General features: G+C 59.3%; 19 protein-coding genes. 11 read left to right on the top strand and 8 right to left on the bottom strand.

Annotated features, from left to right (window positions below; genetic code table 11):
* Nucleotides 1-166: 166 nt before the first annotated feature.
* On the bottom strand, nucleotides 167-1,108 hold the full coding sequence (gene trxB, locus I9185_RS08080; RefSeq protein WP_210092735.1) for a thioredoxin-disulfide reductase: 942 nt from the start codon (nucleotides 1,106-1,108) through the stop codon (nucleotides 167-169).
* A 227-nt stretch (nucleotides 1,109-1,335) separates the two neighbouring features.
* Here trxB and I9185_RS08075 point away from each other — a divergent pair, with 227 nt between their 5' ends.
* Nucleotides 1,336-1,836, top strand: coding sequence for an Lrp/AsnC family transcriptional regulator (locus I9185_RS08075; protein ID WP_152458979.1), 501 nt, complete (start codon nucleotides 1,336-1,338; stop codon nucleotides 1,834-1,836).
* A gap of 119 nt (nucleotides 1,837-1,955) precedes the next feature.
* Here I9185_RS08075 and I9185_RS08070 read toward each other — a convergent pair whose 3' ends face one another.
* The 5 genes from I9185_RS08070 to lgt all read right to left on the bottom strand — a co-directional run bounded on the left by I9185_RS08070 (nucleotide 1,956) and on the right by lgt (nucleotide 6,177).
* Nucleotides 1,956-2,738, bottom strand: coding sequence for a Hint domain-containing protein (locus I9185_RS08070; protein ID WP_171722752.1), 783 nt, complete (start codon nucleotides 2,736-2,738; stop codon nucleotides 1,956-1,958).
* Between the two features lie 336 nt (nucleotides 2,739-3,074).
* Nucleotides 3,075-3,203 (bottom strand): hypothetical protein, encoded by a 129-nt coding sequence (locus I9185_RS20540; RefSeq protein WP_256367481.1) that lies wholly within the window; start codon nucleotides 3,201-3,203, stop codon nucleotides 3,075-3,077.
* 267 nt (nucleotides 3,204-3,470) lie between these two features.
* Nucleotides 3,471-4,229, bottom strand: coding sequence for a peptidoglycan editing factor PgeF (pgeF, locus tag I9185_RS08065; RefSeq protein WP_171722753.1), 759 nt, complete (start codon nucleotides 4,227-4,229; stop codon nucleotides 3,471-3,473).
* The gene (locus I9185_RS08060) at nucleotides 4,226-5,293 is read right to left on the bottom strand and encodes an SAM-dependent methyltransferase (RefSeq protein WP_210092734.1); all 1,068 of its coding nucleotides are present in this window, start codon (nucleotides 5,291-5,293) and stop codon (nucleotides 4,226-4,228) included. The genes pgeF and I9185_RS08060 overlap by 4 nt, the downstream gene beginning before the upstream one ends.
* Entirely contained in the window at nucleotides 5,290-6,177 is an 888-nt protein-coding gene (gene lgt, locus I9185_RS08055; RefSeq protein WP_210092733.1) for a prolipoprotein diacylglyceryl transferase, read from the bottom strand. Before lgt ends, I9185_RS08060 begins: the two co-directional genes overlap by 4 nt.
* Before the next feature lie 97 nt (nucleotides 6,178-6,274).
* On the opposite strand from lgt, the gene I9185_RS08050 reads away from it, so the two are divergent.
* From I9185_RS08050 to I9185_RS08030, 5 genes are all read left to right on the top strand, one after another.
* On the top strand, nucleotides 6,275-6,523 hold the full coding sequence (locus I9185_RS08050; RefSeq protein WP_152458974.1) for an accessory factor UbiK family protein: 249 nt from the start codon (nucleotides 6,275-6,277) through the stop codon (nucleotides 6,521-6,523).
* 321 nt (nucleotides 6,524-6,844) lie between these two features.
* Nucleotides 6,845-7,345: a YbjN domain-containing protein gene (locus tag I9185_RS08045; protein WP_152458973.1), complete on the top strand. Its 501-nt coding sequence runs from the start codon at nucleotides 6,845-6,847 to the stop codon at nucleotides 7,343-7,345.
* A gap of 39 nt (nucleotides 7,346-7,384) precedes the next feature.
* Nucleotides 7,385-8,200 (top strand): pyrroline-5-carboxylate reductase, encoded by an 816-nt coding sequence (gene proC / locus I9185_RS08040; RefSeq protein WP_209832278.1) that lies wholly within the window; start codon nucleotides 7,385-7,387, stop codon nucleotides 8,198-8,200.
* Nucleotides 8,193-8,531 carry a tRNA-binding protein gene (locus I9185_RS08035; RefSeq protein ID WP_171634415.1) on the top strand — a complete coding sequence of 113 codons (339 nt, stop codon included), beginning with the start codon at nucleotides 8,193-8,195 and terminating at the stop codon, nucleotides 8,529-8,531. The genes proC and I9185_RS08035 overlap by 8 nt, the downstream gene beginning before the upstream one ends.
* Nucleotides 8,531-9,481, top strand: a complete 951-nt coding sequence (locus I9185_RS08030) for a D-glycerate dehydrogenase (RefSeq protein WP_210092732.1) — start codon at nucleotides 8,531-8,533, stop codon at nucleotides 9,479-9,481. Before I9185_RS08035 ends, I9185_RS08030 begins: the two co-directional genes overlap by 1 nt.
* Here the strand turns inward: I9185_RS08030 and I9185_RS08025 are convergent.
* Nucleotides 9,478-10,056 (bottom strand): thymidine kinase, encoded by a 579-nt coding sequence (locus I9185_RS08025; RefSeq protein ID WP_152458970.1) that lies wholly within the window; start codon nucleotides 10,054-10,056, stop codon nucleotides 9,478-9,480. The two genes, I9185_RS08030 and I9185_RS08025, sit on opposite strands and share 4 nt — an antisense overlap.
* Before the next feature lie 354 nt (nucleotides 10,057-10,410).
* On the opposite strand from I9185_RS08025, the gene I9185_RS08020 reads away from it, so the two are divergent.
* Nucleotides 10,411-10,872, top strand: a complete 462-nt coding sequence (locus I9185_RS08020; protein ID WP_152458969.1) for a hypothetical protein — start codon at nucleotides 10,411-10,413, stop codon at nucleotides 10,870-10,872.
* A 166-nt stretch (nucleotides 10,873-11,038) separates the two neighbouring features.
* A complete protein-coding gene (locus I9185_RS08015; RefSeq protein WP_210092731.1) occupies nucleotides 11,039-12,841 on the top strand; it encodes a hypothetical protein in 1,803 nt (600 codons plus the stop codon).
* Between the two features lie 18 nt (nucleotides 12,842-12,859).
* Here the strand turns inward: I9185_RS08015 and I9185_RS08010 are convergent, their stop codons facing one another.
* Nucleotides 12,860-13,984 carry a beta-ketoacyl-ACP synthase III gene (locus tag I9185_RS08010; protein ID WP_210092730.1) on the bottom strand — a complete coding sequence of 375 codons (1,125 nt, stop codon included), beginning with the start codon at nucleotides 13,982-13,984 and terminating at the stop codon, nucleotides 12,860-12,862.
* A gap of 159 nt (nucleotides 13,985-14,143) precedes the next feature.
* Between I9185_RS08010 and I9185_RS08005 the strand changes: the two genes are divergently transcribed.
* The 3 genes from I9185_RS08005 to I9185_RS07995 are packed head-to-tail and all read left to right on the top strand — an operon-like array spanning nucleotide 14,144 to nucleotide 18,698.
* The gene (locus I9185_RS08005; RefSeq protein WP_171634400.1) at nucleotides 14,144-14,611 is read left to right on the top strand and encodes a MarR family transcriptional regulator; all 468 of its coding nucleotides are present in this window, start codon (nucleotides 14,144-14,146) and stop codon (nucleotides 14,609-14,611) included.
* Nucleotides 14,608-15,645 carry an efflux RND transporter periplasmic adaptor subunit gene (locus tag I9185_RS08000; protein ID WP_210092729.1) on the top strand — a complete coding sequence of 346 codons (1,038 nt, stop codon included), beginning with the start codon at nucleotides 14,608-14,610 and terminating at the stop codon, nucleotides 15,643-15,645. The genes I9185_RS08005 and I9185_RS08000 overlap by 4 nt, the downstream gene beginning before the upstream one ends.
* 11 nt (nucleotides 15,646-15,656) lie before the next feature.
* The gene (locus tag I9185_RS07995) at nucleotides 15,657-18,698 is read left to right on the top strand and encodes an efflux RND transporter permease subunit (protein WP_210092728.1); all 3,042 of its coding nucleotides are present in this window, start codon (nucleotides 15,657-15,659) and stop codon (nucleotides 18,696-18,698) included.
* Nucleotides 18,699-18,921 lie beyond the last annotated feature (223 nt).

The raw sequence follows: 18,921 nt of genomic DNA, 5'->3' as shown, positions 1-18,921 counted from the left end.
GCTGGGGGTCAAGGGATTGGCAGGTGGCATCGGCTGCCGATCAGTGATTGCAGCGCAGCGTATGCTTTGCAGTGCCCCCTTAAACCCCGGGGGCACTGTACTGAAAAGGCTGACGGCCTTCGGATCTGAATTCACCGGGGCAGCCCTGCAAAATTCAGAATTCGCGTTATTCGGTTTCCGCCAGGAACCGTTCGGCATCCAGTGCCGCCATGCAGCCCATACCGGCGCTTGTGACCGCCTGACGATAGACGTGATCGGTCAGATCGCCCGCTGCGAACACGCCCGGAACCGAGGTTTCCGTGCTGCCCGGTTTGGTGACGACATAGCCACCCATATGCGTTTCAAGCGTGTCCTTGACCAACTCGTTCGCGGGTGCGTGGCCGATGGCAACAAACACGCCTTTACAGGGGATTTCAGTGATCTCTCCGGTTTTGACATGCTTGACGCGAACGCCCTCGACGCCCAGCGGCGCGTCGGTGCCGATCACTGCTTCCAACTCGTGGAACCACAGTGGCTCGATTTTGTCGTTCTTCATCAGCCGGTCTTGCAGGATCTTTTCCGCGCGCAGCTCATCGCGGCGATGGATCAGAGTCACCTTGCTGGCGAAATTGGTCAGGAACAGGGCCTCTTCCACGGCCGTATTGCCGCCGCCGATCACCACGATTTCCTGTCCACGATAGAAGAACCCGTCGCAGGTGGCGCAGGCTGAAACGCCAAAGCCCTTGAACTTCTCTTCCGACGGCAGGCCCAGCCACTTGGCGCGCGCGCCGGTCGCCAGAATGACGGCGTCCGCCGTATAGGTGGTGCCGCTGTCGCCCTTGGCGGTGAAGGGGCGCTGGCTGAGGTCCAGATCGTTGATGATGTCTCCGATCACTTCGCAACCCATGGCCTTGGCATGATCCTGCATCCGGACCATCAGGTCGGGGCCCTGTACCTCGGTGTCGCCGGGCCAATTCTCGACCTCGGTCGTTGTCGTCAGCTGGCCGCCGGGCTCGATACCCTGCACCAGGATGGGTTCCAGCATGGCGCGGCTTGCGTAAACGCCCGCAGTGTATCCTGCTGGCCCCGATCCGATGATCAGAACCTTGGTGTGTCGTGTGTCGGCCATGGTAACTCCGCTCGAATTGCCTGAATTGGGCTTTTGGCCCGTCGCCCCGATATAGCGACCGACAGACCCGGCTTAAAGCCCCTTACTGTTCAAGCCCATTCAAGCCACCTTGCGCAGGGTGAGGGCGAAATGAGAGATTTGAAAACAAAGAAAATTGCGCATGTACGAAACATTATTGCGCGCGCGTGGGGGGCTGATATAAGAACCGCAAAAATCAGGAGCATTTGATGGTCACGACTCGGCTGGATGATATCGACCGCAAGATTCTGGCGGAACTACAGGCAGACGGTCGGATGACCAATGTGGAACTTGCCAAACGGGTCGGAATTTCGGCGCCGCCCTGTCTGCGCCGGGTGCGCACCCTGGAAGAATCCGGTTATATCACCGGTTACCACGCCGAGGTGAATTCCCGCGAGCTGGGATTTGAAGTGCAGGTGTTCGCCATGGTCGGTCTTGACAGTCAGGCCGAGACCGAGCTGCGCGCGTTCGAAGAACGCTGCCGCGAATGGCCTCTGGTCCGTGAATGCCACATGCTGAACGGCGAGGTGGACTTCATCCTCAAATGCGTCGCACCCGATCTCAGCAGTTTTCAGCAGTTCTTGACCGGTGAACTGCTGACCACGCCAAATGTGGCCAGCGTCAAGACATCGCTTGTTATCCGCGGCGCAAAAGACGAGCCAGGCGTGCCGTTCGACGTTCTGGAAGAACGAATGAACCGGACGGCGTAACCCCCAGACGTTTTGCAGGTGCGGTGTTCGGTGGCAGCATGGCAGCCACCGCCAAGGATAGAATCCAACTTAGTAACAGCTGCATGATGCCCCCCATAATGCAGTAATCGCTATCGTACTCAGGCTGTCATCGCGTCGATTTCTCCGTCCCCGGCGCGCGGCATCAGCAGCGGACCAAAATCGTTGAGCGACTCGATATGCGCAAACAGGTTCAGATAAACCGACCGCAAAGAGTGGCTGATCATCCGGACCGCGTTCACACCTGGGTGATACGTTTCGAACTGTAAACCATCTACCCGAATAACGGAATGCCGTTTCAGACAAATGTGAAACAGTTCAACTGGCGTCGGCGGCATTGTTTCAATCACACCCGTTCCATCCTGAAATTCGGACACAGGTGTCAGAATCGGGTCATTTCCATACAAATGCCGTAAATGCGTCGGTGTGCCCACGATCCGTGCCGCAGGCCCGGCGATTACACCCGACATCGGCTTTTGGATCCCGAATGTATCTGCCGTGACGCGCGTAAGCGGCCGCGTGCGGCCCCGCGAATCCGGACGTCCCGGGATCAGAGTGACAGATCCCTTCCACAGCACGGTTTCCGACGCGCCATCCTGAGTAAGGACAGTATCCCCCGGCATCAGGTCTTCGATGGCCATGGGCCCATGTTCCGTTTCAACCAGCGATCCGCGCGTGAAGGCACAAAAGGCGTCTTCGAACATTGGCAGGGCAGGCGCTATGTGTCTGGTCTGAACCACGTTTCCGTTTTTCAACAGGGTGCTGACTTCATACCGGCGCAGCTGGGCCTTTGGTTTCGCAACCGGTCGCGGTGCGTCCCGCAGCATGGCTGTCGTTTCGATCGCATTTCTGGCCGCACGGGCCAGTGAACTAGGAATAGTCATAAATATTCCTTCCCCTCAAATTGTCCGGTCAGGCGCGGCGTAACCCCGTACAGGCCAACCTGGCGAACTGGTTCTTTGTCTTGAAACAAATGGGTGACCCTTGGGCGGCGGTCGGTCGGACCCCGCATTGCGACAAAATCTCGCTTTCCAATGGTCAACACATTGACCCCCCAGACAAACTCGTACTTCACGGGCGAAAATTACCCGCACACACACACAACTCCTGAATCCGTCTCGATCCCCTCAGATCGCGACGCACCACACATCGGGCAGGAGCAAGCCCGAAGCGCGTTCACCCAATCGAGACCGGCAGCTTGGCCTCGGGGTGTTTCTGTCTCAGCGTCGTGCCGCGATGCGGCTGGCGACCCTGACAGAATGGCTTGATACCCGCTTCCACGGCATTTCCAGCTTCTGGCTCCGCGTGGCGGCAACCATGGCTTTGAGAAAGCGAGATTTGGTTTTCATTTTCTGGTCCTGCTCCGAACGGGTTTGTTTCCCGCATCCGTTATGAACCTTTTGTGACGCACGTTTGCGGCATGGATAAGGCTTATCCGGGATGTTTTGCAGACAAGAAATTTATACTCGGTCCATCCTTCCACTCAACACGCCAGCGTCCGAAACAAGGACGTCAGAAGACCATCTGATAGCTGGCAAAACTCGTTACGATTCTGAGTCCGGTAAACACAACAAATGTGGCGGAAAAGTGGCGCAGCGCCTAAATCTGGGCCAAAATCACAATCTTATGACCGAGATCAACCGCCCGTAATCGGCCTCGTTTGCGTGTGTTGTGCGGCGATATGAATAGAACCGGTCCGGGTCGGAATATGTGCAGTGCCGGGTCCATTCCGCCTGCCCGACACCGGCCTGCCGCAATCGGTGCAAACCAAAGGCGGGCAGGTCGAATTGCAGCCGGTCATCCTGTCCGTTCGCAAAGAACCGGGTGTTGTCTGGAGAATCGGCGATAAATGCGTCCAGAAACTCGGGGCCCACTTCGTAGGCGCGTTGTGAAATGCTGGGGCCGATGACGGCGTTGATATTCCGGCGTGCTGCGCCAAGCGCTTCCATGGCGTCCAGAGTCGCCTCAAGCACACCGTCGAGTGCGCCGCGCCAGCCCGCATGCGCTGCTCCGATCACATTGGCTGCGGGATCGGCAAACAGAACTGGCTGGCAATCTGCCGTCAAAATTGTCAGCGCCAGACCAGGTGTCGCCGTCACGACCGCGTCCGCGCGTGGTTTTTCACCTTCCAAGGGCTGTTCAACCGTCAGAACTGTTGGGGAATGAACTTGATGCACGCCGATCATCGCCTCGGGCGCGACGCCCATCGCATCGGCAACCCGCCGACGGTTCAGTGCGACAATTTCGGTTTGATCAGACGATCCATAACCGCAATTCAACCCGTTGAAGATACCAGAGGACGCCCCGCCGCGACGGGTGAAGAACCCGTGACGAAATGGGGAAAGCAAGTCCGAAGTCAGAATTTCCAGTGTCATGGCTCTAATCCCGGCGGTGGTGCAGCATAGGCCGGATAGAGGCCCATCACCTTGAACAGATTTCCCATTTCGGCCGGATGCGTCAACCGGCGATGCGCGGCAGCCAGCGCGTCCAGCTCGGAACCGCTCAGCGACCGGGACAAAGCCTGCGCCCTGGCGGTTATGCCAAGCCGTTCCAGAAACACGCCCTGCGGTGTCAGGCGTGTGTGCCTGGCTCCACAGGCGCGGGTCGCAATGGCCAGAGGCTCAAAATCCACATGTGCCGTCAGGTCGGCCTGACCGGGTGACGCCAGCGGATCGGCGGGCTTGTGGTTTTGCAGGGCTTGCAGTGTATCGCCCAAAGAATGCCAGTCGCCATAATCGACGATCAGCGCGGCACCTCCGTGGCTGGCGATCCGACCGGCAATCACGGTCAGAATGGGGATCGCAGCCGCGCACAGCTCGACCAGATCACCATCCTTGGTGTCCGAAAGCCTGTCCGCCAGCGCCACTTGTGGCCCATTGGGGCCCCGTCCAAACAGCAATTCGCCGTCGCGCTCGCCGACCAGGCGTTCACTCCAGCCGTCACCGTCGCGCAGGAACTGCCGGACAGGCAGCGCGTCGAAGAACTCATTCGCCACCAGCAGCAGTGGCTGGTCCGGCAACTCTGCGACACTGTCAGCCCAGTTCGGTGTGTAACCCTTCAGGGTGTCCGCCTGCACCTGCTTCAGGGCAGGCGAGGCCTCGACCAGCACAATCCGGGCAGCATCGTGAAATCCCTGCACGGTTCGGGTGGCACGCAATATGTCACTCATCAGAGTGCCGCGCCCGGGCCCCAATTCGCACAGGGTGAATGGCGCGGGACGGCCCTGATCCATCCAGCATTGCGCAAGGCACAGCCCGATCAGTTCGCCAAACATCTGGCTGATTTCCGGTGCCGTGGTGAAATCCCCGTCAGCACCCAGCGGATCGCGCGTTGTGTAATAGCCCAGCGTGGGATGCAGAAGGCATTCGGCCATGTAGTCGGCCACGCTCATCGGGCCATCCTGTCGGATGCGGGCGATCAGGTGATCGGTCAGGCTCATTTTGCCCGCCCTGCGCGCAAGACAAACCACAGGCCAAGCGCGATCATGGGCAATGACAGGATCTGGCCCATGGTCAGGCCATATCCGCCCACATGCCAGGCCAATCCCAGCGGATTGCCGGGCGACACGAACTGCGCATCCGGCTGGCGGAAGAATTCAACAATAAAGCGCGATGCGCCGTAACCGGCCAGAAACGTGCCCATGATCAGGCCGGGTTGCTGAAAGGCTCCCCGGCGATAGACCAGCCACAGCAACAACGCGCCCAGCAACACGCCTTCCAACGCCGCTTCGTACAGCTGCGAGGGGTGCCGGGCACACATTCCCGCAACCACGCCGGGGCAGTCCTGCGCGGCAAAACCGGGAAAGATGACAGCCCAGGGCAGCTCGCTCGGGCGGCCCCACAGCTCGGCATTGACGAAATTGGCAAGCCGCCCCAACAGAAGGCCGGGTGGCACGGTGTAGGCAACCAGGTCGCCCAGCGACAGGGCCGGAATCCGATGGTGCCGGGCAAACAGATACGAGGCCAGAATCACGCCCAGCAGCCCCCCATGAAACGCCATACCGCCCTGCCAGACCTTCACGATCTCAAGCGGATGCGACAGGTAATAGCCAGGTTGGTAAAACAGCACGAAACCAAGCCGCCCGCCCAGGATCACGCCCAGAATGATCCAGGTGACCAGATCCTCCAGTTGGCCCGGTTTCATCGGCGGGCCGTCCGCAGGCCACAGGGCAGGGCGGCGCAACGCCACGACTGCCAGCCGCCACGCAATCAGGATACCCGCGATATAGGCCAGCGCATACCACCTCAACGCGAACTCCATCCCGAACAGCGAGATCGAGAACAATTCGGGCGACAGATCGGGGAAATTCAGAACAGCCTGCATGTGCGTCTCATTGCCCGGGGTTTGCAGGGCAAGTCAACCTTGAGCCTGCGGCAATCTTTCCCCATATAGAGATCAACCGCGATACCGGAGTAAAGATATGCAAACCCGCAACAAGATACTGGACGACATGTCCCAGCTGATGACCAACGCCATGGGTGTCGCGCAGGGCGCGCGGGAAGAGGCCGAGAACGCGATGAAGTCGATGATCGACCGCTGGCTGGCCGACCGTGATTTCGTCACCCGCGAAGAATTCGATGCCGTCCGCGCCATGGCCCAGAAAGCGCGCGAAGAAAACGCCGCACTCGAAGCCCGCATTGCCGCACTCGAGGCGAAACTGGACAAGTAACGCCGCGGGCGTTCCCTGATTTCACAGTTTTGGACAAACTCTGCCGCCGCGCAATCCGACCGGGATTGTGCGGTGTCGTGCATTCTGACGTATTGCGGGATTTAATCAAGACAAAGCTGACCCGACAGCCAATATTTTGATCCACGTTGCCTTCTGTCCACAACTTATTGCTGTTATCCCCAACAAATAGGGTTGCCAGAACCCACGCCACATCGCACCATATTTAGTACAGGCCTATGGGGGAAGCCCGGTTTGTAGAGCAGGCAACTAGCGCTGGGGCGCTGCCAGCCCCAAGATGCTAGAGATTAGTGAGGTGGCATTATGGCCCTTTCCGAGCAGTATCTCGAAGAAGACATTCATCCGATCGACATTGTTGAACATCTGGCCGAACACCACGACTGGGATTTTGACCGCATTGGGGACGATCAGATCGCCATGGCTGTCGAGGGCCAGTGGCGGACGTATTCGATCACCCTCGCCTGGTCCAACTATGACGAAACGCTGCGGATGGTGTGTTCGTTCGAAATGGAACCACCGGCCGAGCGGGAAATGCAGCTCTATGAGCTGCTCAACAAGATGAATGATCAGTGCTGGGCAGGTGCCTTTACCTATTGGGCGAACCAGAAGCTGATGGTGTACCGGTACGGGTTGGTCCTTGCCGGGGGGCAGACAGCCAGCGCCGAACAGATCGACACGATGATCACCGCTGCCGTCATGAGCGCGGAACGGTACTATCCGGCGATTCAACTGGTCACCTGGGGCAATCGAGAGCCAGAAGAAGCCATGCAAGTGGCCATTGCAGAGGCCTACGGCCGGGCGTAAAGCTTTGCCCCGAACCGACATGTAACGCGGGAGGGGCAAATGGACATGACGCGTGTGGCCGAACAGGGGCTTGTGCTTCTGGGGTGCGGAAAGATGGGGTCCGCAATGCTGGCGGGGTGGCTGGAACACGGCCTCCCGCCAGCGTCCGTTTGGGTGATCGATCCGCACCCGTCCGACTGGCTGAAGGCGCAGGGCGTCAACATCAACACACCCTTGCCCGAAGCCCCTGCCGTGGTTTTGGTCGCGGTCAAGCCGCAGATGATGGGCGAGGCCTTGCCCGCCATTCAGGCGCTGGGCGGTGGCAGCACGCTGTTTGTTTCGGTCGCGGCGGGCACCTCGCTTGCCACGTTCGAATCCGTTCTGGGCAGCGATACGCCGATCATTCGCGCCATGCCCAACACCCCCGCCGCCATCCGTCAGGGCATCACCGCGCTGATCGGCAACAGCCACGCCTCGGCCGAGGATCTGGCTCTGGCCGAAAACCTGCTGTCGGCGGTGGGTGAGACGGTTCGTCTTGAAGATGAGACGCAGATGGATGCGGTCACCGGCCTCAGCGGATCCGGTCCTGCCTATGTGTTCCATCTGATTGAAACACTTGCCAAAGCCGGCGAGGCGCAGGGCCTGCCGCATGACCTTGCGATGAAACTGGCCAAATCGACGGTGGCCGGGGCCGGCGCACTGGCGATGGCCGCTGACGAGGATCCGTCTCAACTGCGGATCAATGTAACGTCGCCGAACGGCACGACCCAGGCCGCGCTTGAGGTGCTGATGCATGAAGAACGCGGCTTCCCTGACCTGCTGCACCGTGCCGTCAAGGCCGCAACCGACCGATCCAAGGAGCTGTCACGTGAGTGAGATTTCTTTCGACGATTTTCTCAAGGTCGATATTCGTGTGGGCGAGGTGATCCGCGCCGAACCCTATCCCGAAGCCCGCAAACCCGCGATCAAGATGTGGATAGACTTTGGTGATGAGATTGGCGAACGCAAGACCTCGGCCCAGATCACCGCGCATTATGATCCGTCGACCTTGGTGGGCAAACAGGTCATGGCAGTGGTCAATTTCCCCCCTCGCCAGATCGGCAAGTTCATGTCCGAGGTTCTGGTGCTTGGCCTGCCCGATGACAGCGGCGAGATCGTTTTGATCGGCCCTGACGGTAAGGTTCCTACAGGCGGGCGGATGCACTGATGAAACTGCTGATCACGCGCCCGATGACTCCGGCAGTCGAATCGCGCGCCCGCGCCGATTTCGATGTCACCATCCGGGAAAACACCCTGCCCATGGCGCGGCAGGAGATGCTGGCCGCTCTGGCCGATTACGACGTGGTTGTCCCGACGCTGGGCGATCAGTTCTCGGCTCAGATCTTTGCCGAGGCCGGTCAGCCGCGCTGCAAGCTGCTGGCCAATTTCGGTGTTGGCTTCAACCATATCGACGTGGATGCTGCACGCACGGCCGGGATTGATGTAACCAACACCCCTGGCGCTGTCACCGACGCCACGGCCGATATCGCCATGACCCTGCTGCTGATCACAGCCCGGCGCGCCGGTGAGGGTGAGCGGCTGGTGCGGTCGGGTCAGTGGCAGGGCTGGCACCCGACGCAGATGTTGGGCCAACATGTGACCGGCAAGCGCGTGGGCATCGTCGGCATGGGCCGCATCGGGCAGGCCATCGCGCGCCGCTGTCATTTCGGGTTTGCTATGCAGGTGGCCTATCAGTCCCGCAATGCAAAAGATCTGGATTTCCCGGCGGAATTTACACCTGACCTTGAAGCCCTTGTCGCCTCGGTCGATTTCCTTGTGCTTGCGGTTCCCGGCGGTGCGGAAACCCGCCACCTGATCAATGCGCAGATTCTTCAGGCGATGAATCCTTCGGCCATTCTGGTCAATATCGCGCGGGGTGAGGTCGTGGACGAAGCGGCCCTGATCGCAGCGCTGCAATCGGGTCAGATTGCCGGGGCCGGGCTGGATGTCTATGAGTTCGAGCCCAAAGTGCCCCGGGCCCTTTGTGAAATGGAAAACGTCACCCTGCTGCCCCATCTGGGCACGGCCACCGAAGAGGTGCGCAGCAGCATGGGGCACATGGCACTGGATAACGTGGCGGCATTTGTGGCGGGCGAGGCGTTGCCCAACCCGGTCTAGTCGCCCACCGCCTCGCGCCAGTGTTTGCGGCACAGCGAAACATAGGTCTCGTTGCCGCCGATCTGAACCTGGGCACCTTCGGTGATGGCGTTGCCGTTTTCGTCCTGACGTATCACCATCGTGGCCTTGCGTCCGCATTTGCAGATGGTGCGGACCTCGCGCATCTCATCAGCCAGAGCCAGCAGCGCGGCTGATCCGGGAAACAGCTTGCCCTGAAAATCCACCCGCAGCCCGTAGGCCAGCACCGGTACGTCCAGATCGTCGACGGCCCGGGCCAGCTGCCAGACCTGCGCTTCGGACAGGAACTGGGCCTCATCGATGAACACGCAGGTTACCGGACCGTCGTCCAGTCTGTTTCGGATCATCGCGAAGACGTCGTCGCCGGGCGTGAAGGTATCGGCCTCCTCCGAGATGCCGATGCGAGATGCGATCCGTCCGGCACCCGCCCTTCCGTCAATGGCCGCGGTCATCAGGTATGTCTGCATCCCACGCTCGCGGTAGTTGTGCGAGGCTTGCAGCAATACGGTCGATTTCCCCGCGTTCATGGTTGAATAGTTGAAATACAGCTTTGCCATGACGCGGGTCTAAAACGCTTGGGGAAAAGGAACAAGATACCAATCTTTTTGATGGAGCGACGTCGCCGTTGCGTTCGCAGAGGCCGAGCTACGCTCTAGGGGATGGAACCCCCACATCTGCAACAGCGACGCCGTCGGCCAACATGTGGCCAAAACGCAGCAAGGCTTAACAATATCACCCCGCAATCACTCATTACCGGCTTGAACTGCCGCCACTCACTCACAAAATCCCCCGCATATCTGAGGGATAGCCAATGTATGACATTTCAATTATGACTTGGTTATGGGAAATTTACCCACGCTTTCCCCCGTTTGGACATCGGGCAGGCGTTTGCAGGTTACAAAGGTAAAACAATGGCAGATATCGGGGCCTATCTGAAAAAACACACAGAAGCGCTGGTCAAAGATGTTGGAATCGAAGCCGCGTGTGAAATTACGGGGAAATCCAAGGCCACTTTGGGACGATACTATTCCGACAATGCTGAGCACGAGGACAGGTTCATGCCTGTGGACGCGGTGGCCCGCCTTGAAAACGCGGCGACTTACCCGCACGTGACGTCGGCTTTGGCGGATCTGAAGAACATCACCTTGTCCTATAGCGACCGCAACACCTCTACCCCCCGCACCGGTGGCGTCAATTCGGATGTCATTGCGCTGAGCCAGCGGTTTGCGATGTTGATGACCGAGTATCAGGCCGCAATCGAAGACGGAATCATCACCGTCAACGAAGCCAAACGGTTGCTGAAAGAAACCAGTTTGCTGCAACAGGTTCTGATCGAGATGAAGCTGCATCTGGAAGAAGAAAGCGTCAGCTAGCCGAGGTCAGGAACCGTTGCGCTCATGACCGGCCAGTTTTCGCCTGTGCGGCTTACCTGTTTTCATGCTCGAAAAGTCAGAAACGCTGACTGTGCCTGTTGCCTCAATTCAGTCACGTCTGTCTTGTAAGGTCCGTCGCGGGCAAGATCGTCAAGGGCAGAGAACCATGCAGAAATCGCAGGGAACATACAGGATTTTCGCAGACCGGTTGGTTCTGCGATTTTTTGTATGCGCCTATGTGGCACTTCTGGTTCTGATGACCCTGAGTGGTCATCAGGATGGCTCTGACGACGTGATGCGCTGGGTGGTCGTGCAGGATCTGTTGCAGGGGCAGGGCTGGTTCGACAACCATCAGTATCGGCTGGGTCCCGAGGGCGGTACATTGATGCATTGGTCCCGATTGATCGACGCGCCGATCGCCTTGCTCTACGGAACATTCGGTTTGGTTTTGCCGCCCGATACGGCCCTTCAGGTGACGGCATTCGCCTGGCCCTCACTTTTGGCCGGCTTGGCCTTGTGGGCCTTTGCGGTGACGGGAAGCGTTTTGGGCGCGCGGGAAGGCGCTGTTTCGGCACTGGTTGTGGGTGTGCTGGCGCTCGAACACTCCAGGAAGTTCGACTATTTTTCGTTTGATCACCACAATGCTCAGATTCTTCTGTTCGCCACGGCCCTGATGCTGTTTGCGTTGCGCAGGGACAAACCATATGCCGGATGGCTGCTGGGTGCCTGCCTGGCGCTTTCGGTGTCGATAGGCACCGAATCGATATTGCAGATAGCACTTGTCGCCGTGTTTTTTGCCATTGACTGGATCGTCAACGGTGAACCGACCCGTCGCCGGACCATGGCATTCGGTATCGGGCTGGTCGTGACGCTTTTACTGACCAGCCTTGCAACAACGGGACACGAGGCCTTTCTGTTTCCAAGCTGTGACGCCCTGACTCTCAGCGTGGCATTGCCGGCGAGCGTTGCCGCGGCAGGGCTTTGCTTTGTGGCCTGGATCGGGTCTGGCTGGTCACTTTGGGGCCGGGTCGGCGCATGTGTTGCAATTGGCGTGGTGACATTGGCCTGCGCTTACCATTTCGCCCCGCATTGTCTCAGCAATCCGATCGAAGCCCTGCCTCAGGACATGCGCGACTATTGGCTGAGCCAGGTGGCGGAAGCCCAGAAAATCAACGTCACTCTGCAACGGCACAGGGGCGAAGCGCTGGCCCTGATCGCGATGTCGATCCTGTGCGTGGCAGCCGCCCTGATCTTCGCAGTCAGATCGCCCTTCAGACTGGAATACGCCCTGTTTCTGGCCCTGATCGTGACCGGCCTGGTGGTGTTCCTCTATCAGTCCAGAATGATGACATTCCTGGGCGTTTCGCTGGTGGCTGTCCAGGCGCAGATCCTGCGTGTCCTGTACACCTCTTATTCAAGCAGTCGCCGCGCGATGTCAGGGCTTGCGATGGTTGCTTTCATCCTCTGCATCTCGCCGAAAACCGGCGCCAGCATCGATGAGCAGTTGGGGCGCTTTGCCGAGCCGTCCTTTGCCGCATCCGCGATGCCGGCCCGACAGTCACAGCAAAATTCGGGGGCATCCTGCAAAACGCCCGAAGCCTATGCAGCCCTGCATGGCCTGCCAGCCGGCAGAGTTCTTGTTGATTTCGACTTTGCCGCGAACGTGCTGCGCCATACCGACCATTCCGTATTGGCGGGCAATTATCACCGGAATCAGGCTGGAATTCTGGCGCAGATCGAACTGTTCCGATCGGACGCCGACCAGATCGGATCACGCCTGACCGAGCTGGACGTGGATTACGTCATGCTCTGCACGTCCGCACCGCGCGCCGAATTCTGGTCCTGGGCGTCACAGGGCCGTGGTTTGCAACCGCGATTGATTGCGGGTGAAATCCCGGCCTATCTCAGACGGATACAAGCTGCGGAAGGTACAGCCTTTCAGGTCTTTCAGGTGAGTGGGGCAGGCTAGGCCACACAAGATCAACCGTCAGGCGTGGCGCTTCACGATCACCGAACCGACGGAATACCCGGCGCCGAAGGAACAGATCAGGCCCAGATCACCTTCCTGCAAGTCGTCGGAATACTTAGAAAACGCGATGATCGACCCCGCAGAAGACGTGTTGGCATAATCCTGAAGGATGTTGGGTTGCTCGCCCGGCTCGGGTTCGCGGCCCAGAACTTTCTTGCCGATGAAGTCGTTCATCGTCTTGTTGGCCTGATGCAGCCACAGGCGTTTCAGATCAGAGTTTCTGACCCCTTCGGCATCCATGTGGTCGCTGATATGCTTGCTGACCATCGGCAGTACTTCCTTGAATACTTTCCGACCGTTCTGCATGAACTGCATGTCGCGCCGGTCGGTCAGCCCGTCAGGGCGCGAGCGGCGCAGAAAGCCGTTGTTGTTGCGGATATTGTTGGAAAACGCAGTAGCACAGCGGGTCGACAGGATTTCGAAATGCGGGCCTTTGGCGTCTTCGATCCGCTCGATCAGCGTTGCCGTCGCCACATCGCCAAAGATGAAATGACAATCCCGGTCGCGCCATTCCAGATGGCCCGAGCAGATCTCGGGGTTGACCACCAGCGCCGCTCGCACCGATCCAGACCTCACCATATCCGCCGCGGCCTGAATGCCGAACGTGGCCGAAGAACAGGCTACGTTCATGTCAAAGCCGAACCCGTTGATCCCCAGTTCCTGCTGAATTTCGATCGCAATCGCCGGATAGGCGCGCTCGTGGTTCGAGGCCGCGCAGATTACCAGATCGACATCCGCCGCTGTGCGCCCCGCCTGCGCCAGCGCCTTCCTGCAGGCATCCACTGCCATCTCGGTCATGATCCCGGGCTCGTCATCGCTGCGCTGGCGCAGCGTCGGGTGCATCACGTCCGGGTTCAGCACCCCGGCCTTGTCCATCACGTAGCGGTTTTCGATCCCCGACGCCTTGACGATGAACTTTTCCGAGGAATGCTGCATCGCCTCCATCTGCCCGGCGGCGATGGCTTCGGCATTCTTCGCGTTCTGTTTGTCGGCATAAGCGTTGAATGCTTCGACAAGCTCGGCATTGGTGATGACGTTTTCCGGCGTGAAGACACCGGTACCGGTGATGGCGGGGGTATACATGGCTAGCCCTGAGTGTTTCGGATTTGCCCAAAATGCAGTCACGGTGTGATTTGATCAAGGTATGTTGACCTAAGGGAATGTGCATAAAGCTGTAGCTTCATATCTTGAATAGTTCAGAAACTGAAGTATATGACCGCTCCAAACGCGCGGAGATCCCCGATGCCCGACGATATCAGCACCAGGCTTGGCCGCCTCAGCCCCGAGATTCAGGCGATCATGGGCGTCTATGCCCTGTACTGGAAACTGGAAGAGACCTTCGACTGTATCGAAACAGACCTGAGCCACCCCGAATGCCATATGCTGATCAAGCTGGATCAGCCGAAACGCATGGGGGTTCTGGCTGCAGATATGCTGAGTGTACCGTCCACAATCACCGCCACCGCGGATTCGCTGGAAAAAGCCGGCTATCTCATGCGCGAGCGTGACCCCGAAGACCGCCGCGCCTGGTTGCTGGTGCTGACCGAGCGTGGCGAAGAAGCCCGCAACATGCTGGTGGCCGAGGCCGGAGACCTTTTTCACAGGGCCTCGGGCCTGAACGACGAAGAAACAGCCGAATTCGCGCGACTGGCGCGCAAAATCCGTGACAACGTTTTGAAAACGGGAATTCCCGAGGGACTGAAGAAATGAAACTCCTGACCTCTCTGGGCCTTGCACTGGCCGTTCTGGCAACTCCGATTACCGCTCAAGATACTCCGAAACCGGTCAAGCTGATGCAGGTGCACGAAACAACGCCCGGCTTCACCCGCCAGTTCTTCGGTCGTGTTGCCGCGCGGCAGACGGTCGATCTTGCCTTTCAGGTTGCCGGTCAGATCGTCGAAATGCCGGTCAACGAAGGGTTTGTCATCCCCAAAGGCGGCCTGATTGCGCGACTGGATCAGGAGCCGTTCGAACTGCGGCTTGAGCGGGCGCAGCTGCAAAAGGAACAGGCCGACCGAACCGTCGCACGCCTGTCGCGTTTGCGGGGCACCACGGCCAGCCAGGTGGCGGTCGATGACGCGGAGACCGAAGCGCAACTGGCCGCGATCGCACTGCGCGATGCCGAATACGAACTGGAACACGCGACTCTGACCGCACCATTTGACGCGCTGGTCTCCAGCCGCGCGGTCGAGGCTTTCACCACCGTATCGGCGGGCACGCCGATCGTCCGCATCCACGACATGTCCGAACTGCGCATCGAGGTGGACGTGCCCGAGATCCTGTTTCAACGCTCGGGCCAGAACGACGATATCACCATCACCGCCAAATTCCCCGTAAGTGATGAAGTCTTCCCGCTGGAAATCCGTGAATTCGACGCTGAAACCTCAAGTGTCGGGCAGACCTTCCGCATTCAGTTCGGCCTGACCCCGCCCGAGGGGCTGCAAATTCTTCCCGGCTCGTCCGTCACCGTCAACGTAAAGGTCCGGGATGAGCGCACAGGCATCGTCGTGCCGGCGACGGCCGTCATTGCGGATGCAACAGGTGAGCTTAGCGTCATGGTGTTCTCTCCCGCTGGCGCGGATGAAGGCACGGTCCGCCGCGTTCCGGTGACAATCGAACCCACGCAGTCGGGCGATGTTCGGGTGTTGAAAGGCTTGTCCGACGGTGACGAAGTTGTTGTGGCTGGCGGTGCTGTGCTGACAGACGGTCAGTCCGTGCGCCGGTTCACCGGCTTCGCGAACTGAGGGGCAGACAGATGAACATCGCGCGCGCCTCGATTGATCGACCGCTTTACACATGGCTGATCATCCTCATTGCCCTCTTTGGTGGCATCTGGGGATTCACGTCGCTTGGTCGCTTGGAAGACCCGGCTTTCACCATCAAGAACGCGGTCATCGCCACCCAATATCCCGGTGCCACGGCGGAACAGGTGGCGCTTGAAGTGTCCGAACCCCTTGAATCCGCGATCCAGCAGATGGGCGAGGTGGATGTCATCACCTCGGTCAACCAACCCGGACAATCGCTGATCGAAGTAGAGATCAAGTCGACCTACGACGGCACCGAACTGCCCGATATCTGGACCCGCCTGCGGGCCAAGGTGCGCGATGCCGCCCGCGGGCTTCCGTCGGGTGTCAGCCAACCCTATGTGAATGACGGGTTCGGAGATGTGTTCGGCCTGTTCTATGCGGTGACTGCCGAAGGGTTTTCGGACGCCGAAATGCATGAACTGGCAACGTTTCTGCGTCGCGAACTGCTGACCGTGGACGGCGTCGCCGATGTCGAGGTTCAGGGCCTGCCGGACGAGGCGATTTTTGTAGAGCCCGATCTGGCGATCTCGGTGAACCAGAACGTCCCGCTGCAAGCGATCAACGAAGCCATAGCCAACGCGGATTCGGTGAATTCCTCGGGGTCTTTGCGGTCTGAAGATGCCCGCACCACCATTCTGACGGCCGAGGGTTCGGACAGTGTCTCGGCCATTGCGGGCCTGTCTGTCGGTTCGCAAGGGCAGGTGATCAACCTGTTCGACATGTCCGATGTCTATCGCGCCCGTCAGAACGATCCGGACATCATGATCCGCTATAACGGGACCGAAGCCTTTACCCTCGGTATCGCCGGTCTGGCGACGGAAAACATCGTCGAGGTCGGCAAGCGGGCTGACGCCAAATTCGCCGAGCTGGATGCGAATATCCCCTTCGGTGTCGATATTCTGCCGATCTATCAGCAACATGTGGTGGTCGAACAGGCCTCGAACGACTTTCTCGTGAACCTTGCCATGTCGGTGGCCATCGTGGTCGCCGTTCTGGGCATCTTCATGGGCTGGCGCGCGGCCATTGTTGTCGGTTCGACCCTGTTGCTGACCGTAGTCGGCACGCTTCTGTTCATGTCACTATTCTCGATCGAGATGGAACGGATTTCCCTGGGTGCGCTGATCATTGCCATGGGTATGCTTGTGGACAATGCCATCGTGGTGGCCGAAGGGATGCAGATCGCGATGTTGCGTGGCCAATCCTCGCGCGATGCGGCTGAGGATGTGGCGTCCAAAACCCAGATCCCCCTGCTTGGGGCCACCGTGATCGGCATCATGGCCTTTGCCGGGATCGGGCTCAGCCCGGATGCGACGGGCGAGTTTCTGTTTTCCCTGTTTGCGGTGATCGGCATTTCGCTGCTGCTCAGCTGGATACTTGCCATCACGGTCACGCCTTTGCTGGGGCACTATTTCTTCAAGCAGGGCAAGGAGGGTGAGATCGACGCCTACGGGGGCATCCTGTTCCGCACATATGGCGCGATCCTGCGGTTTGCGCTCCGCTTCCGGTGGCTGGTTGTTGCGGGTCTCATCGGCGTAACCGTTGCGTGCTATGCCGGGTTCGGGTTGATGAAACAACAATTCTTCCCCAACTCGAACACGCCTTTGTTCTTTGTGCATTACAAGCTGCCTCAGGGCACGCCGATTGCCCGCACGGCTCAGGACATGGCGGTGTTCGAAGATTGGCTGACCCAACGCGATGACGTGGTTTCGGTCACGACATTCGTCGGTCAGGGGGCAACCCGGTTCATGCTGACCTATTCGGCGGAAAAACCGAACCCGAGCTATGGTCACATGATCATCCGCACGGAAAGTCTGGATAACATCCCGGCCTTGCAGGCGGATCTGGAAGCGTTCGGGTCGGTCCAGTTCCCCGAAGGCGAGTTCGGAACCAAGCGCCTGGTGTTTGGCCCCGGTGGCGGTGATCCGATCCAGGCCCGGTTCTCGGGCAGCGATCCGGTGGTCCTGCGTCAACTTGCGGATGAGGCCGTGCAGCGCATGGCGGCGGCGTCGCCCAACGCGCTGCTCGTTCATCATGACTGGCGCGAACAGGAACTGGCGGTGCAGCCGATCTATGCCACAGAACGGGCCCAGACCGCGGGTGTTACGCGCGAAGACATTGCGGCCACGCTGCAATTTTCGACCGATGGCATCACGGGCGGTGTGCTGCGGGAACGTGACCGCCTGATCCCCATCATCTTGCGTCGTCCGGCGGACGGAGATTATTCCATCGTCGATCAGGTGGTGTATTCGGACCAATCCGGGAAATTTGTACCAATCGAACAGATGGTCGATGGATTCGAGTACAAATCCCTCAATACGCTGGTTCATCGCCGCGATCGTGTTCTGACCATCACCGTCGGCGCGGACATCCCGACCGACCTGACGGCGGCTCAGGTACACGCCGAAGTTCGGGACGCCATCGAGGCAATCGAATTACCCCCCGGATACAAGATGGAGTGGGGCGGTGAGTTCGAAAACTCGCGTGACGCGCAGGAAAGCCTGGGCAAACAGTTGCCGTTGAGCCTGCTGATCATGGTGCTGATCTCGGTTCTGCTGTTCAACGCGATCCGACAGCCGATCATCATCTGGCTGCTGGTTCCGATGTCGGTCAACGGCGTGGTCATCGGCCTGTTGGGCACAGGGCTGCCCTTTACCTTCACGGCCCTTCTGGGCCTGCTCAGCCTGTCGGGCATGCTGATCAAGAACGGCATCGTTCTGGTGGAAGAGATCGACCTGGTTCGCGCCACGGGCAAACCCTTGCGCGCATCCATCGTCGAAGCCTCGGTCTCGCGTTTGCGTCCTGTGATGCTGGCTGCGATCACCACTATTCTGGGCATGGCGCCGCTGCTGACCGATGCGTTCTTCGTCTCGATGGCGGTGACGATCATGGGCGGGCTGGCTTTTGCGACCGTCCTAACAATGGTCGCCGCGCCGGTGTTCTACCTGCTTTTCTTCGCGGGCGATGAAAAACGCGAACTTGCAACGGTGTGATCCCTTTTCAAGATTGCAATAGAATCCCAGCTAAAACACACCGATCCTTGTGTGCCAGTTTAATCGTACCGAACCATTCAAAGTGACTCAGATCAGAAGGCGTCGGGAGGGTCGTAGAATGGTCGCCTGAGGGGCGGCCTTCATGGAACTCGTTGCTTGACGATGGTCGCCGCTCATCGAGAAACGCAAGGCTTGCCAGGCTCTTCTTCATTTGCTTCAGTGT

Origin of the sequence: Ruegeria sp. HKCCSP346 (genome assembly GCF_017872595.1) — a bacterium.
In the GTDB taxonomy this organism is placed as follows: Bacteria; Pseudomonadota; Alphaproteobacteria; order Rhodobacterales; family Rhodobacteraceae; genus Ruegeria.
Note: the sequence above shows the minus strand (reverse complement) of the source record. Positions and strands in the feature narration are given on the sequence as shown.